A 14375-nucleotide genomic window follows, 5' to 3' on the forward strand; every position below is an offset into this window, starting at 1 on the left:
GCGACAACTAAATGATCTTACGCGATGGGTTGAGCAAGGTCGTCTCCCCACCTTTTCAGAAAATTTGATAGTTGCTTAACACTTTGATTCAGGAATATTAGATATAAGTATAGTTGGCGTGTTAGTTAAACAGCAGGAAAGAAACACGTCAGGATCTTCACTGAAAAGTGAACGTGTTTTTATTTAAGGATGTTTTAATAAAGGGATATTTAAAATGGATAAAACAGGTATTTCAATTGGTCTGCTAACTTATATGTCTGAAGGAAATGATAACCCAGACTCAATGTTTTTTAGTAGAAAAATACATCATCCCAGTACTGCCTCGGGCGTAACGATTGGTAGGGGGTATGATATGAAACATAGAACAAAACAAAGTATTATTCATGACTTAATTTCAGCTGGTGTATCACCCAGGCAGGCTGAAGACATATCCAACGCTGCCCATTTATCTGGTGCTAAAGCCGAAGGTTTTGTGGAGAAGAATCGTGATTTGATTGGTGAGATATCCATTAAGCAGCAAGTTTCTTTATTTAATAATACGTATAAACTTTACATCAGCAGGGCGGAGGCCAGATATAAAGCTAAAACTGCTATGATTACAGGCGCGTGTTCATGGCGAAATCTCAACCCGATTATCAGGGATGTGCTGATCGATATCGTTTATCAGGGCATGGAAGGAACTCAGATTATGACAGTTTCATCGTCAAACAATATAGATGATTTGATATATTTTTTAAAAAACACTCCTGTATACTTACAATTTGAAAGAGGTAGGAATAGAATCGGTTACTTAACGTCTCATCGTTGATTTTAGGGATGTCATATGGGATTTTTAAAGTTTCCTTTTATTATCGCACTCGCTTTTTTCTGTAGCTCAACTATAGCTTCGTCCATAAATGATTACAATTCTCTTGATAAACTAAAAAAATTGGATGCTGTTTCATGCCAGGGGGTTAAAGAGTCGGATGGATATTCCGGTCTGGCCTGGTGTATTGATCGTGTCTATGTTGAATCAAACGAAAAAATTAAAAAAAGAGTGGCGGAATATAAAACGATATTGAAAAGGTCTGACGATAAAAAGTATCTATTAGCATTTGAGTTGGCGCAAAAGGCATGGGAGGAATATAAGGTAAAACAATGCTCATGGGAAACAATATCGACGGTTAAAAATAGCGATGCATACAATTATCTTAATTCTCTGTGTGGATTAACAGAGAATTATAACAGGCTATCATCGCTTAAGGTTGACCCTGCTATACCATAATGATTGGGTTTGGTGTGGCGGCTGGAGCAGTTGATAAAAAAACGGCCCGCTAATGCGGGCCGCTGCAAACTTATGCACCGTGGCTTTCGGTGTTCATTCGTCCCAGATCTTTGTCGATCAGGAACAGGCCTTCGCCTTTGTTGCCTACCAGCGCCAGTTTATCCAGCACGGTTTTGAACAGTTTCTCTTCTTCATGCTGCTCGGCCACGTACCACTGCAGGAAGTTAAAAGTGGAGTAATCCTGGGTGGTCATTGCAGCATGCGCCAGCTCATTAATTTTGCTGGTGATCAGCTTTTCATGATTCAGGGTTTCTTCGAACAGTTCAGCCAGTGAGTTCCAGCTGATCGGCGGTGCTGCAATGCTGCCCAGAACCGGCAATGCGCCGGTGTCGCTCAGGTAATCGAACAGGCGCTGCATATGTTCCATCTCTTCGCGTGAATGCATTTTCAGGAAGGACGCTGCACCTTCGTAGCCTTTGTCGCTGCACCAGGCGCTCATTTGCAGATAGAGGTTGGCAGAGAAGAATTCCAGATTCAGTTGGTCGTTCAGACGTGCGGTCATTTCAGCGGTTAACATGGCTGATTCCTTTTTAAATTTTTTAGGTGAGTGCGGTGAATTATGCATCAATGTTCACTTTTTTGTGAAGTGATTTTGACAAAAAAAGTGAATTTATCTTATTGATTATAAATGGAATTATTCAGGTTTTTGAATGCGACCGATTATCATTTTTGTCTTCCTTCCAGCCGCGTCCGTTGCACCATATTGGTGCTATAACCTTGCCTTAGGGTTGTGCAACGTAGTTCGGATTGAGTTTATTTTCAGCAATCTGCTTCCCGGCTGAAAATATTAACCGGCGTAAATAAAGAGCACACAGATTATTTTATGGCGGTGGAAGGATTGATATTTCGTCAGTTTCATTGTTACTGAACATAATTGATGGTTTCGCAATTAAATAAAATGCCAGCTGGCATAAATCCTGCTTAGAACTCAGTTCCATATATTGCAACTTGCCTGGTCGAAAATAACACCAGCAGGAGGGTTTTATGTCAGAAGAAAAAATCATCGCCGCACCTGACCGCGTCACGGCAGGTTTCGGCAGTTATATTGCGCTGGTGCTGGCCATTCTGTTTTTCTCCGGCCTGTTTTATAAGGTGGACGGTTTCAGCTGGCTGGGTGCGTTTGATTTCACCACGCTGGGCGGCAGCTTCGGCACCATGAAAGAGTCCGGCAATACCTTTCTCGGTTCGGGTGGCCTGAGTGCTAAAGCGGGCTTCCTGTTCGCGCTGTCGCTGGCTCCAACGGTGATGCTGGCGTTAGGTGTGCTGGAGATCTTCACCCACTACGGTGCGATTCGTGCCGCGCACAAGCTGCTGACGCCGCTGCTCAAACCGTTGATGGGGCTGCCGGGGCGTTGTGGTCTGGCGTTAATTACCGATCTGCAAAGTACCGATGCTGGCGCGGCGTTAACGAAAGAAATGTATGACCAGCAACAGGTCAGCAAAAAAGATGTGGTGGTGATGAGTGCCTGGCAATATTCGGGTGCCGGTTTGATCAATAACTATTTTGCCATCGGTTCGGCTTTGTTTGCTTCCATGACGGTGCCGATCATTATTCCGCTGGTATTAATGTTTGTTCTCAAATTCGTCGGTGCGGCCTTTGTCCGTTTCATGTTAAATAGTATTTACAAAAAGGATTTTGCGGATGTCAAATAACGTGCAGACGAAGGTCAATAATAATCCGTTCGATGTTTTTATTGTCGGCGCACGCAAAGGTTTTCATATTGCCATTCACAACCTGATGCCCAACGTGGTGATGGCCTATGTGCTGGCGGAAGTGCTGAATCTGCTCGGCATCATGCAATTTCTCGGACATGTTTTCGCGCCGGTGATGGGGCTGTTTGGCCTGCCGGGCGAAGCGATTACCGTGTTGCTGACCGCCTGGCTGTCCTCCTCGGCGGGAGTAGGGGTGGCAGTGAGCCTGCTGACCAAAGGCCTGTTAAGCGGCACTGATATTTCTATCCTCGCCCCGGCCATCTTCCTGATGGGGGCGCAGTTGCAGTACATGGGGCGTCTGCTGGGTGTGGCCGACGTACCGAAAAAATACTGGCCGCTGCTGATGCTGACCAGCATCATCAATGCAGTGATCGCCATGATTGTAATGCGTTTTTTTGTTTAGGAGCGAACAAGTGTCCAGGGTCTTAGAGCATTACCATTTTCTGCATGAAATCCCGGAACTGGGTTTTCAGGAATTCAAAACCTCGGCCTACATTGCTGATCAGCTGGAACAGGCCGGTATCAAGGTCACGCGGGGCATCAACAATACCACCGGTATCGTGGCGGAAATCGATAGCGGTGTTCCGGGACCGGTGCTGGCATTGCGTGCCGATATGGATGCGCTCGGACATGTGATCGATGGCGTGGCTTGTGCGCGTCATACCTGCGGCCACGACGGCCACTCCTCCGTGGTGCTGACGGCGGTGCAGGAACTGTTGCAGGAAGGGGCGATTAAAAAAGGGCGTCTGAAGATCCTGTTCCAGCCCGCCGAAGAGCTGGGGGCGGGCGCGCTGTCGATGATTGAAGGCGGAGCGATGGATGATGTGGAGATGATCCTCGGCTTCCACGTCCGTCCGCTGGAGGAGTGTCAGGTCGGTCAGGCAACCCCTGCGGTGATCTACTCCGCCTGTAGCACGCTGGAAGCGACCATCAAAGGTGTGCCCGCTCACGCGGCGCGTCCGCATCTCGGTGTGAATGCGCTGGATGCCGCAGTGCAGGCCGTGCAGGCGGTGAACAGCATCCACCTGTCGCCGGGATTGAACTGGAGCGTGAAAGCGACGCGTTTTCTGTGTGATGCGGGTGTCACCAACTCGGTACCGGATGAGGCGCGCGTCGTCTGGGATCTGCGTTCGCAGGAGAACGAGCCGATGGATATTCTGAAAGAGAAGGTCACGCAGGCGGTGATCAACAGCGTAGCGGCACTGGGTGCGACGGCCAGCGTCGTGGTGCTGAAAGAGATGCCCGCGGCGGAGATTCACGAGGAAGCCACCGATCTCATCCGGGCGGCGATTGTCGATGTGCTGGGCGAAGAGGGGCTGCTGGGGGCGAAAACCACGCCGGGCAGTGAAGATTTCTTCTATTACCCAGTGAAATGCCCGACGGTGAAAGCCGGCTTCTGGGGGCTGGGCACTAACCTGGTTCCGGGACTGCATCACCCGGAGATGCGGTTTGAACTTAGCTCTCTGGAAATTGGGGTGAAGATTTTCAAAGCAGCGGTAACACGCGTACTGGGCTAATGCGTACCCGCCTCTCTTAAGGAGGGGCGGGGCGTTGCTCTTCCATATCCAGCACCATCTCAACTATCCTGTCATCATCTGACATGCCAGTAGCAGGCTGTTGCCTGACGATACGCAGGGCGGTGAGGATGGTACCGACAGAGACATCCCTGCCGACTTCCCACAGCAGGCGCAGCAGTTTTGAGGCCGTTATCCGCTTCGGGCATTCCTTATGGCGCAGCAGGGCAATGATTTTATTGCGCTCCGTCTCTCTCTCGGGAATTCTGTGATGGACAGCTCTGATCCATGCCAGTTCGTCCGGTTTGATCAGCGTTCTGAAAGCCGCCAGCGCGTGATCCATGGTCGCGTCACTGACCTCCTCGCCTGACTCTTTCAGGGCAAGATGAATTTGCGGCCAGGTGATGTCGCTATTCTCCAGTTGGCGCAGCAGTAGCCAAAGACGTTTCACCAGTGTTATCCGGCCTCCTGCCCCAATCTGGTGCCAGTACAGTTGCACCTGTTGTTTGTGCGCTGTCGGCTGAGCTATCACCAGCATCATCGCCTTACGCACCATTGATATGCCGATATCGACGTGTGCGTTATGCAGCAGCCGCCATAACTCGGGAGTGGTCATATTCGGGCGTCCAGGGCAGTTCAGCAGCATTGTCAGCCGCTCTCCTCGGGTGGTCACCTGCTGGCTAATCTCGGGCCAGTTGGCAGCAAACCAATCCTTCTGCCTCTGCGAAGGTTGCGTTTTGAATAAGGCTCGTGCTTGCCGCACTGTCTGGATACTGACGGCGATGCCTGCATTCTTCAGGGCATTACGCAGGATCAGCGACGTCTTGTGCTGATAACCCGGGAGATCCTGGAGCCTGACCAGCATTGCCATGATGCTGTCATGATCCTTGATGTGGTGCATATTAGCGGTAATCCACGCCGTCTCCTGCGCTACAGTTTGCTCCTTTAAGGTAACCCTGGCCTGGTTTATCAGCGTGATGTCCACATCCTCTCCGATGTTCCACAGACCGCGTCTGAGCTGCGATGACGACAGACCCAGCGAAAGCAGGCGTTGTATTCGTTCATAAACAACAGGTTGCCTGGGGGGCTGCTGCCACAGCGTATTCACCAATGCCTGCCTTTTTGCTGGCACCTTTGCTCTGGCAAGGGTTATGGCATTCTCGACGGTAGACATGCCAACGTTCACATGATGGTTGCACAGGAGGGTATGTAGCTGTTTGGTGGTGAAGCCTTCAATGTCCGGTGGGGGGAACAGCGACAGTAATATCTCCAACCGGGCCACCATACTGCCATCCTTTGGCACCCTGTCCCACCAGCTGGAAAAGTCTGCCTGCAAGGCCGTTAAACAGCGGCTCGGCGGCTTTTCTTGCTTTTTCTTTCTGCTGCGATGCAGGGTGGGACGCTGGTGGCTTTGTTTGACGGTGGATATCTTTGAAGCCAGTGGCTTTTGCGGAGTGGCATCGGGGATCACCAGTGGAGGAACTCCTGTGATGGACATCCGGTTCGGAGCAAGAGGCATTAGCTGGCCTCCTGCTGGTGAACAGAACCGGGGATATAATCCTGGGCCATATCCAGCGCCATCTCCAGCACCGCTTCCAACTGTGTATCCTTTGCCTGATCCACCGGCACGGGAAGTGAGCCTCCTGCGGGATGCTTGCCAGCGGCGCGCAGGATATGACTCAAGGTAGAAATACAGACGTCAACGTCCACTTCCCACAGTAAACGTTGCAGCTTTGATTGTGGGAGATCGGGCGGGCATTCCGGCTGGCTCAGCAGCATGATCAGCCGTCCCTGAACGCTAACCTGAGGGGGACGGGAAAGCGTTGCCCAGCGGGTTTTAAACCAGGTAACTTCAGCGTGAGTTAAGGTCGTATTGACTGCCGCCATTGCCAGCCCCATCGCCACATGGCTTGCCGAAATTCCCGCACTGCGCAGGGCCAGTTTTAGTTCCCCGGGAGTAATACCCTGAAGTAATAGCGTTCCCAGTCGTCTGACCTGGGTCATGCTCCCTGTGGCAGCAAGCGCCTGCCAGCGGTTAAGGATCGACTGTATCTGTTCCGGGGTGAGTGTCGCATCGTTAGTCGCCCGGTTAGCTGACATCGCATGACGCACTGCCGAAAAACTCACTTTTACTTTGGCATTGACCAGCAGAAGCCACAGCTGCGGGGGAGTTATCAACGGACGTCCCTGTTTATGCAGCAAGTTTTCCAGGATATCCCCCCAGGTATCACCAAATGTTGTTGACCAGTGGGTATCAAACCATACCTGTTGTTGTGGCGTGACCTGCGTTCTGGCGATGGCCTGGGCGTTACGTATCATATCGTCACTGATAGCAATGTGCGCCTGAGCAAGAGCCATCTTTAACTCGATCGATGTCATCGGCGTGCGCTGATAATCGAGCAACAGAATCAGCGTGATCAACTGATCCATTTTGTGGCTATTGCCGTCAGCAACCTGCTGCCAGAGCATTTTGACCCTCTCCACCTGTTCTGTCGTCACAACGGTGTGCAAAAGTGCAATGGCCTGACACAGCGTGGCAATACAAATGTCCTCACCGATATTCAGCATGGCACGCCGCATTTCTGACGGTGTCATTTCCGGGCATCCTTCCTCGCGCAACACCTCCACCAATTGCGCCAGCGCCAGTTTGGTCTTACCGATTTTATGCGAAACCTTTTGCCAGTGGTCATTGAACCATTGCTGATTTTGCGGTGAAACCTCTGCCCTGAGGGTGGAAAGGGCGGTCATAACGGTGGTGATTTTTATATTTATTTTGCAGTCATGCAGGACGGACAGCAGTTGTTTGGCGGTGATACTTTTAATGTCCAGCACTTGCAGGTCAACCAACCGAAACAGCAACTTCTCCATCTGGCTCACCTTACTGCCTTTGTGCGATAGCGAAGGCCAGTGAGCCAGAATCTGCGCCTGGAGGGCTTTCAGGTCAGCATTGCCGTTGTGCTGGTAGTGTCTTCTCATCCGGGCCAGGGAAGGACGCAGAGCGCTTTGCTTGACCTGGGCGGTCATTGCCGTCAACTGGCTCGATCTGGCCGCGACAGCGTTGGATGCTAATGCGCTCGCGGTTGTCGTTGATGTGATATGCATAGGCGCTCCGCTGGAGAGTGTAGAGATAAGCGAATTATAGAACCCCGATCCAGCGACTATCGTCGGAGGCAATATGCTGGTTTCCGGTGAGGGTGGCGTCCATTTCCAGCGCCATATCGAGGATGTCATCTAACTCCTGATCTTCAGCGGTGAGAGTGCATTTCCGGGGAGGCACCGCAGGCCCTGAGCCTAAGCTATTGATTGCATTGATACAGGTCTTGATACAGATATCTTCGCCAGCCTCCCACATGATGCGTTGTAGTTTTGATGGGGTTATCTCCTGCGGCATACCGCTCTGGGCCAGCAAATCACGGATGCGAAACTCCATCATTTTCTCACGATTGATGTTGGCCCAGAGTGGCCTGATCAGGCTGAGTTCTTCTGGCGTGAGGGCGGCTTTGGCGGCAGCCAGTGCCAGCCCCAGCGCGACATTGCTGACGGAAATATCGGCTCTGTTCAGTGCCTGTTTCAGATGCACGGAAGTGATCCCCAGATGCCCATGCTGGATTAGGATCGTGCCCAGCAGTTTCACCAGACTGATATTGCTTTTGTTCAGCCGATTCCAGGCCGCAATAATCACCTGTTCCTGATCTGCTGTCACAACCAGGCTGGCAGCAGCTTTGGCCCCCCTCATCGCCTGGCGCACCATCGCAAAACTGACCTGTTCACCGGCATTACGCAGCATGTTCCATAGCTGTGCTGGCATCATTGGGGGATGCTTACCCTGGCGCAGCAGGTTTTCTATCTTATCCCCCAGGGTGTAACCGGTGAACATGGCGCGGTTGGCATCAAACCATGCCTGCTGTTGTACGGTAATTTTGCTCCTGAAGGCAGCTCTGGCGCTGATCATCGTTTCGCGGCTTACGGTCACGCCTGTTTTACCCAGCGCGATTTGGAGTTGTCTTACGGTCAATGCCAGTTGCTGATATTCAGGCAGGCGCAGTAGCATCACCAGCTTGCTCATCAGACACTCTTCCTCCGCGAAGCCGGCCCACAGGCTTTTAATCAGTGCCTCGTGCCGGGCGGAGACATTCGCTTTGGCCGTCATTGCCACGTCACTCAGCATGGTGGTGGCAATGTTAACGCCAGCCTTCAGCAGGGCAAGCCGCATCACCGATGGCTTCAGATCCGGGCACCCATCCAGGTCCAGCAGGCTTTTTAGCCAGGCCTGGGTACCGGGTTTGTGGCAGGCTTTGTCCCGGTGCGTATCTATCCACTGCTGAACCGACGGGGGGACCACCACCCTGGCCGTGCCCAGTGCGCTACTGACGGTGGTGATGTTCACCTTGAGATTATTTTCCTGCAATACTTCCCGCAGCTCGCGCGCGGTGATCCCCATCAGATCCTGCCGCTCAAACTGAAACAGCAATGCCTCCACCCGGTTCACGATGTTGCCCTGTGCGGGTACTTTTGCCCAGTAAACCGCAAACCGGGTTTTTAACGCGTCGAGGCAGGCGTTGCCGTGAATCTTTGCTCGCGTTCGTAACTGAGACATAAACAGACGCTGATGGCTCTGTTCCACCCCGGTTATGGTGGCGGTAAACGATGTTTGATCCGTTATCCCGGTGGTACCGGGACTGAATGGGGATGTTGTGGCGGTGATAAACATGGCGATTCCGTCGCAGGGGATAAAGGATAATTATAGAACCCCGCTTCGTTTCGCTGCGGATAGCGCTCAGATTCCCCACTCCGCCGAAATATTGTATGCTATGCCGCCTTAATGCTGACGGGATAACCGGAACTGCCGCCAATGTAAAACGTGCCTGGTCTGCCGCGATGAGATGCCCTTGCGTCACCGCGGGTTCCGTTTATCCGCCGGAGTTGCTACCGGCCACCCTGATTTATTCGCAGCGCGTGATGAGCGCGTTGCCCTTTGAGAAGATTTCATTCATGTCTAATGCTCCCTTTTTACAAGAGGTGGCGCGCCGCCGTACCTTCGCGATCATTTCGCACCCGGACGCCGGTAAAACCACTATCACCGAAAAAGTTCTGTTGTTCGGACAGGCGATCCAGACCGCAGGTACGGTAAAAGGCCGTGGCTCCAATCAGCACGCTAAATCCGACTGGATGGAGATGGAAAAACAACGTGGTATCTCCATCACCACCTCGGTGATGCAGTTCCCTTATCGCGACAGCCTGGTCAACCTGCTGGATACCCCGGGGCACGAAGACTTCTCGGAAGATACCTACCGTACCCTGACGGCGGTGGACTGCTGTCTGATGGTGATCGATGCCGCCAAAGGTGTTGAAGATCGTACCCGTAAGCTGATGGAAGTGACCCGTCTGCGTGATACGCCGATCATCACCTTTATGAACAAACTTGACCGTGATATCCGCGATCCGATGGAGCTGCTGGATGAAGTCGAGAACGAGCTGAAGATCGCCTGTGCGCCGATTACCTGGCCTATCGGCTGCGGTAAGCTGTTTAAAGGCGTTTATCATCTCTACAACGATGAAACCTACCTGTATCAGACCGGCCAGGGGCATACCATTCAGGAAGTGCGCATCGTTAAAGGGCTGAGCAACCCGGATCTCGACAAAGCGGTGGGTGAAGACCTGGCGCAACAGCTGCGTGACGAGCTGGAGCTGGTGCAGGGCGCATCTAACGAATTTGACGAAGAGTTGTTCCTGGCTGGCGAAATCACCCCGGTGTTCTTCGGTACTGCGTTGGGTAACTTTGGCGTTGACCATATGCTTGATGGCCTGGTTTCCTGGGCGCCAGCCCCGATGCCGCGTCATAGCGACACGCGCATTGTGGAAGCTAAAGAAGAGAAATTCAGCGGCTTTGTATTTAAAATTCAGGCCAATATGGACCCGAAACACCGCGATCGCGTGGCCTTTATGCGTGTGGTGTCCGGCAAGTATGAAAAGGGCATGAAGCTGCGTCAGGTACGTATCGGTAAAGATGTGGTGATCTCCGACGCGCTGACCTTTATGGCAGGTGACCGTTCGCACGTGGAAGAAGCCTATCCTGGCGATATCATCGGTCTGCATAACCACGGCACCATTCAGATTGGCGACACCTTCACCCAGGGCGAGAACATGAAGTTCACCGGTATTCCGAACTTCGCTCCGGAACTGTTCCGTCGTATTCGTCTGCGCGATCCGCTGAAGCAGAAACAGTTGCTGAAGGGGTTGGTGCAGCTGTCAGAAGAAGGTGCGGTACAGGTATTCCGACCGGTACATAACAACGATCTGATCGTTGGTGCGGTGGGTGTGCTGCAGTTTGACGTGGTGGTGGCGCGCCTGAAAAGCGAATACAACGTTGAAGCGATTTATGAATCGGTCAACGTGTCGACCGCGCGTTGGGTTGAGTGCAACGATGTGAAGAAATTCGATGAATTTCAACGCAAAAATGAAATCAACCTCGCGCTGGATGGTGGTGACAACCTCACCTATATCGCCCCGACCATGGTTAACCTCAATATCACTCAGGAACGCTATCCTGACGTGACCTTCCGTAAAACGCGCGAGCATTAATCGTCGTTTTTTATCAGGGCCTGTGGTTTTCACTGGCCCTGTTTTTCCCTTCCAGACTCCTCTTAAAAACGCTGCTTTTCTCGCTTTTTGGCGAGATATCAACCACAAAAACCGGCAAACCCCCCAATCCCGTCTATGATTATCCTGTCGGACGAGAAAAGAGACCACCAGGTTTCATTACGTCCATCAACGCAGCAACGCCGTTTGTTGCTGGCGCATTCGCGGTTGCGGATGGGTTAACTGATAGAAGGATGATATCGATGATTAAGACTAAGATTGCCAAAACCCTGATTGTTGCACTGGCGGGTTCCGCTCTGATGAGTGGTGCAGCGCTGGCTGATGAATCCCTGTCGCAGAAAGCGCAGGCAACGGCCGACAGCACAGGTGCGAAAATCGATAGTTCTATGAAAAAAGTCGGTGGGTTTATGGATGACAGCGGCATCACCGCCAAAGCGAAAGCGGCACTGGTGGATGATGAAGCAATAAAAAGCACGGATATCTCAGTGAAAACGCATCAGGGTGTGGTGACGCTCAGCGGTTTTGTCAGTTCGCAGGACCAGGCGGAAAAAGCCGTCGCCGTGGTGCAGAAAGTTGAAGGGGTTAAATCCGTCAGTGACAAGCTGCACGTTAAAGACAGCAAAACCGCTTCGCTGAAAGGTTATGCCGGTGATGCGGCAACCACCAGTGAAATCAAAGCTAAACTTTTAGCGGACGACATCGTGCCATCACGTGACGTGAAAGTGGAAACCACCGATGGGGTGGTGCAGTTGTCCGGTACTGTCGCGAATCAGGCACAGTCAGATCGTGCAGAGAAAATCGCGAAAGCCATTGAAGGCGTGAAAAGTGTGAAGAATGACCTGACAGTCAAATCTTAACGCGCCTGCAGCGGGAAGTATGGAAGGTATAAGCAGTTCGATTTTCACTATGGTAAGGAGAGGCTTATGTTTCGTTGGGGTATTATCTTTTTGGTGATCGCTCTGATCGCTGCGGCGTTAGGATTCGGCGGTCTGGCGGGTACGGCAGCATGGGCAGCTAAAATTGTCTTTATTGTCGGTATTATTCTGTTCCTCATCAGCCTGTTTACCGGGCGTAAACGACCCTGACACTTCGTGTCAACTTTCGCTCTCCCGGCAATAGTCTGAAGCGGAGGCCAGTCAGGGCATCATAATGACTGGTTCTCCGGGTTGCTGGCGGTGGCGATTCTGCGCTTAAGCACCCCTCAGAGAAAGAACCGCTGAGGGACACATCTTGGGTATACGCATCCCGGTCACGTTGGGAACCATCGAGCCATTGGCGCTCACGCCTTTCAAAGCGAACAAAATTGCGCTGGTCTGCGAAGGCGGCGGACAACGCGGTATCTTTACCGCCGGCGTGCTGGATGAGTTTCAGCGCGCGAACTTCAATCCTTTTCATCTGATGCTGGGCACCTCGGCCGGTGCGCAAAATCTGTCGGCGTTTGTCTGCGCACAACCGGGCTATGCGCGGCGGGTGATCACCCGTTACACCACCAGTAAACTGTTCTTCGATCCGGTGCGTTTTGTGCGCGGCGGACATCTGATTGATCTCGACTGGCTGGTGGACATCACCTGTCAGGAGCTACCGCTGGCGATGAATACCGCAGAGGGATTGTTTGCCAAAGGGAGCGAATTTTATATGTGTGCCTGTCGCAGCGACGATTACAGTGCGCACTATTTTAATCCCACCCGTTCCACCTGGCTCGATATCATCAAAGCCTCCAGTGCCATTCCGGGTTTTTATCGCAGCGGGGTGGAAATGGACGGGATCAGCTATCTCGATGGCGGGATCAGCGATGCGATCCCGGTACGTGAAGCCGCCAGACGAGGGGCCGATACCGTGGTGGTGATCCGCACCGTGCCTTCTCAGATGTCGTACACGCCAAAGTGGATCAAGCGTATGGAGCGCTGGCTCAGTGACAGCGCCTTGCAGCCGATGATCAATATCCTGCATCAGCATGAAGAGAGCTATCACGACATCCAGCAGTTTATCGAGCAGCCACCAGGCGATTTGCGCATCATTGAGATCTTTCCTCCGAAACCGCTGGCGAGTAATGCACTGGGGAGCCGGATTGCGTCGCTGAATCAGGACTATCATCTGGGACGGCGCTGTGGCCGTTATTTCCTCGCCACACTCGGCCAGTGGCTGAGTGATGCCGAGCCGTTTGTGCGGCATACTACGGTGACGCCCCCTGCTGCGGTGGCGAATGCGCCGGATAACCGCGAGGTCAGCACGCCTCCGCTGGCCGGTAACGATGCGGATTATGATGCAGGTTCTTTGGCATGAGATTTATCGATACCCACTGTCATTTCGACTTCCCACCGTTCGTGGATGATGCGCAGGCGAGCATCCAGCGCGCTGCACAGGCAGGGGTAGAACGGATCATTGTGCCGAGCGTCGATGCCAGCCGGTTTGCCCTCGTCAGCGAGCTGGCGCAGCAGCATCTGGCGCTGTATGCCGCGCTGGGACTGCATCCGATCCAGATAGCCGTGCACCAGGATGCACATGTTGATCAACTGGCCGAACACCTGCGCCAGCCGGATACAAAACGCGTGGCGCTGGGAGAGATCGGTCTCGATCTTTATATGGACGATCCGCAGTTCGACAAACAAACCCGATTGCTGGATGGGCAACTGAAGCTGGCAAAACAGTATGATCTGCCGGTGATCCTGCATTCGCGTCGCACCCACGATCAGCTGGCGCTACATCTGCGTCGCCACGATCTGCCACGGCGTGGCGTGGTGCACGGTTTTGCCGGTAGCCTGCAACAGGCACAGCGTTTTATTCAGCTGGGTTACGCTATCGGCGTGGGTGGCACCATTACCTATGAACGCGCCAGCAAAACCCGTAATACCATCGCCGAACTGCCGCTGGATGCCCTGCTGCTGGAAACCGATGCGCCCGATATGCCGCTCAATGGTTATCAGGGAGAACCCAATCGCCCCGAACGTGCGCGCCTGGTATTTGATGTGCTGTGCCAGCTGCGTCCTGAACCTGCCGATGTCATTGCCAGCGCGCTGTGGCAAAACAGCCTGCGCGTCTTTAACCTTCCTGCCTGAGCCTGCGTGGCTTGTCTGAATTGACTACATTAATAGGGCGACACTGACACATTTCGCTGGATAAATGTGATAATAGTCACAATGCCATCTCTGCGCAGTTTTGCGTTGGGTATGGGTTATTTTGTGATTTTTGTCACTAAGTAAATGTATTATCTTCACGGTTTTCTT

The 14375-nt window shown here is 52.6% G+C and carries 14 protein-coding genes; 10 read left to right on the plus strand and 4 right to left on the minus strand.

Translation table 11 applies throughout. From position 1 onward, the window contains the following. Positions 1-214 precede the first annotated feature (214 nt). Positions 215-808 carry a calcium-binding protein gene (locus RCF31_RS16230; RefSeq protein WP_416411689.1) on the plus strand — a complete coding sequence of 198 codons (594 nt, stop codon included), beginning with the start codon at positions 215-217 and terminating at the stop codon, positions 806-808. A gap of 15 nt (positions 809-823) precedes the next feature. Continuing rightward, a complete protein-coding gene (locus RCF31_RS16235) occupies positions 824-1264 on the plus strand; it encodes a hypothetical protein (RefSeq protein ID WP_416411690.1) in 441 nt (146 codons plus the stop codon). A gap of 70 nt (positions 1265-1334) precedes the next feature. Here the strand turns inward: RCF31_RS16235 and ftnA are convergent, their stop codons facing one another. Continuing rightward, the gene (gene ftnA, locus RCF31_RS16240; protein WP_299459617.1) at positions 1335-1841 is read right to left on the minus strand and encodes a non-heme ferritin; all 507 of its coding nucleotides are present in this window, start codon (positions 1839-1841) and stop codon (positions 1335-1337) included. Positions 1842-2308: 467 nt separating this feature from the next. On the opposite strand from ftnA, the gene RCF31_RS16245 reads away from it, so the two are divergent. The 3 genes from RCF31_RS16245 to RCF31_RS16255 are packed head-to-tail and all read left to right on the plus strand — an operon-like array spanning position 2309 to position 4554. Further along, the gene (locus tag RCF31_RS16245; protein WP_416411691.1) at positions 2309-2977 is read left to right on the plus strand and encodes a nucleoside recognition domain-containing protein; all 669 of its coding nucleotides are present in this window, start codon (positions 2309-2311) and stop codon (positions 2975-2977) included. Continuing rightward, positions 2967-3440, plus strand: a complete 474-nt coding sequence (locus RCF31_RS16250) for a YjiG family protein (protein WP_416411692.1) — start codon at positions 2967-2969, stop codon at positions 3438-3440. Before RCF31_RS16245 ends, RCF31_RS16250 begins: the two co-directional genes overlap by 11 nt. A 10-nt stretch (positions 3441-3450) precedes the next feature. Beyond that, a complete protein-coding gene (locus RCF31_RS16255; RefSeq protein ID WP_416411693.1) occupies positions 3451-4554 on the plus strand; it encodes a M20 peptidase aminoacylase family protein in 1104 nt (367 codons plus the stop codon). Between the two features lie 16 nt (positions 4555-4570). On the opposite strand, the gene RCF31_RS16260 is transcribed toward RCF31_RS16255, so the two are convergent. From RCF31_RS16260 to RCF31_RS16270, 3 genes are read right to left on the minus strand one after another with little or no spacing between them, the layout of a single operon-like run. Next, a complete protein-coding gene (locus RCF31_RS16260; RefSeq protein ID WP_416411694.1) occupies positions 4571-6070 on the minus strand; it encodes a hypothetical protein in 1500 nt (499 codons plus the stop codon). Continuing rightward, on the minus strand, positions 6070-7653 hold the full coding sequence (locus RCF31_RS16265) for a hypothetical protein (RefSeq protein WP_416411695.1): 1584 nt from the start codon (positions 7651-7653) through the stop codon (positions 6070-6072). The genes RCF31_RS16260 and RCF31_RS16265 overlap by 1 nt, the downstream gene beginning before the upstream one ends. A gap of 34 nt (positions 7654-7687) precedes the next feature. Continuing rightward, the gene (locus tag RCF31_RS16270; protein ID WP_416411696.1) at positions 7688-9262 is read right to left on the minus strand and encodes a hypothetical protein; all 1575 of its coding nucleotides are present in this window, start codon (positions 9260-9262) and stop codon (positions 7688-7690) included. 281 nt (positions 9263-9543) lie between these two features. Between RCF31_RS16270 and prfC the strand changes: the two genes are divergently transcribed. The 5 genes from prfC to RCF31_RS16295 all read left to right on the plus strand — a co-directional run bounded on the left by prfC (position 9544) and on the right by RCF31_RS16295 (position 14207). Then, positions 9544-11133, plus strand: coding sequence for a peptide chain release factor 3 (prfC, locus tag RCF31_RS16275; protein ID WP_299459635.1), 1590 nt, complete (start codon positions 9544-9546; stop codon positions 11131-11133). A gap of 260 nt (positions 11134-11393) precedes the next feature. Beyond that, positions 11394-12008: a molecular chaperone OsmY gene (gene osmY, locus RCF31_RS16280; protein ID WP_299459638.1), complete on the plus strand. Its 615-nt coding sequence runs from the start codon at positions 11394-11396 to the stop codon at positions 12006-12008. Between the two features lie 66 nt (positions 12009-12074). Continuing rightward, positions 12075-12236: a DUF1328 domain-containing protein gene (locus tag RCF31_RS16285; RefSeq protein WP_013510475.1), complete on the plus strand. Its 162-nt coding sequence runs from the start codon at positions 12075-12077 to the stop codon at positions 12234-12236. Positions 12237-12381: 145 nt separating this feature from the next. Next, positions 12382-13434 (plus strand): patatin-like phospholipase family protein, encoded by a 1053-nt coding sequence (locus RCF31_RS16290; protein WP_299459649.1) that lies wholly within the window; start codon positions 12382-12384, stop codon positions 13432-13434. After that, positions 13431-14207, plus strand: a complete 777-nt coding sequence (locus RCF31_RS16295) for a TatD family hydrolase (RefSeq protein WP_416411697.1) — start codon at positions 13431-13433, stop codon at positions 14205-14207. Before RCF31_RS16290 ends, RCF31_RS16295 begins: the two co-directional genes overlap by 4 nt. Positions 14208-14375: the final 168 nt, after the last annotated feature.

The organism is Pantoea sp. App145 (assembly GCF_047947045.1).
In the GTDB taxonomy this organism is placed as follows: domain Bacteria; phylum Pseudomonadota; class Gammaproteobacteria; order Enterobacterales; family Enterobacteriaceae; genus Pantoea.

Excerpts from the sequence above, each read along its gene's own strand:
- ftnA (WP_299459617.1), bottom strand. The coding sequence starts at position 1,841 with ATGTTAACCGCTGAAATGACCGCACGTCTGAACGACCAACTGAATCTG.
- osmY (WP_299459638.1), top strand. The coding sequence starts at position 11,394 with ATGATTAAGACTAAGATTGCCAAAACCCTGATTGTTGCACTGGCGGGT.
- RCF31_RS16270 (WP_416411696.1), bottom strand. The coding sequence starts at position 9,262 with ATGTTTATCACCGCCACAACATCCCCATTCAGTCCCGGTACCACCGGG.
- RCF31_RS16245 (WP_416411691.1), top strand. The coding sequence starts at position 2,309 with ATGTCAGAAGAAAAAATCATCGCCGCACCTGACCGCGTCACGGCAGGT.
- RCF31_RS16250 (WP_416411692.1), top strand. The coding sequence starts at position 2,967 with ATGTCAAATAACGTGCAGACGAAGGTCAATAATAATCCGTTCGATGTT.
- RCF31_RS16285 (WP_013510475.1), top strand. The coding sequence starts at position 12,075 with ATGTTTCGTTGGGGTATTATCTTTTTGGTGATCGCTCTGATCGCTGCG.
- RCF31_RS16235 (WP_416411690.1), top strand. The coding sequence starts at position 824 with ATGGGATTTTTAAAGTTTCCTTTTATTATCGCACTCGCTTTTTTCTGT.
- RCF31_RS16265 (WP_416411695.1), bottom strand. The coding sequence starts at position 7,653 with ATGCATATCACATCAACGACAACCGCGAGCGCATTAGCATCCAACGCT.
- RCF31_RS16295 (WP_416411697.1), top strand. The coding sequence starts at position 13,431 with ATGAGATTTATCGATACCCACTGTCATTTCGACTTCCCACCGTTCGTG.
- RCF31_RS16230 (WP_416411689.1), top strand. The coding sequence starts at position 215 with ATGGATAAAACAGGTATTTCAATTGGTCTGCTAACTTATATGTCTGAA.
- prfC (WP_299459635.1), top strand. The coding sequence starts at position 9,544 with ATGTCTAATGCTCCCTTTTTACAAGAGGTGGCGCGCCGCCGTACCTTC.
- RCF31_RS16260 (WP_416411694.1), bottom strand. The coding sequence starts at position 6,070 with ATGCCTCTTGCTCCGAACCGGATGTCCATCACAGGAGTTCCTCCACTG.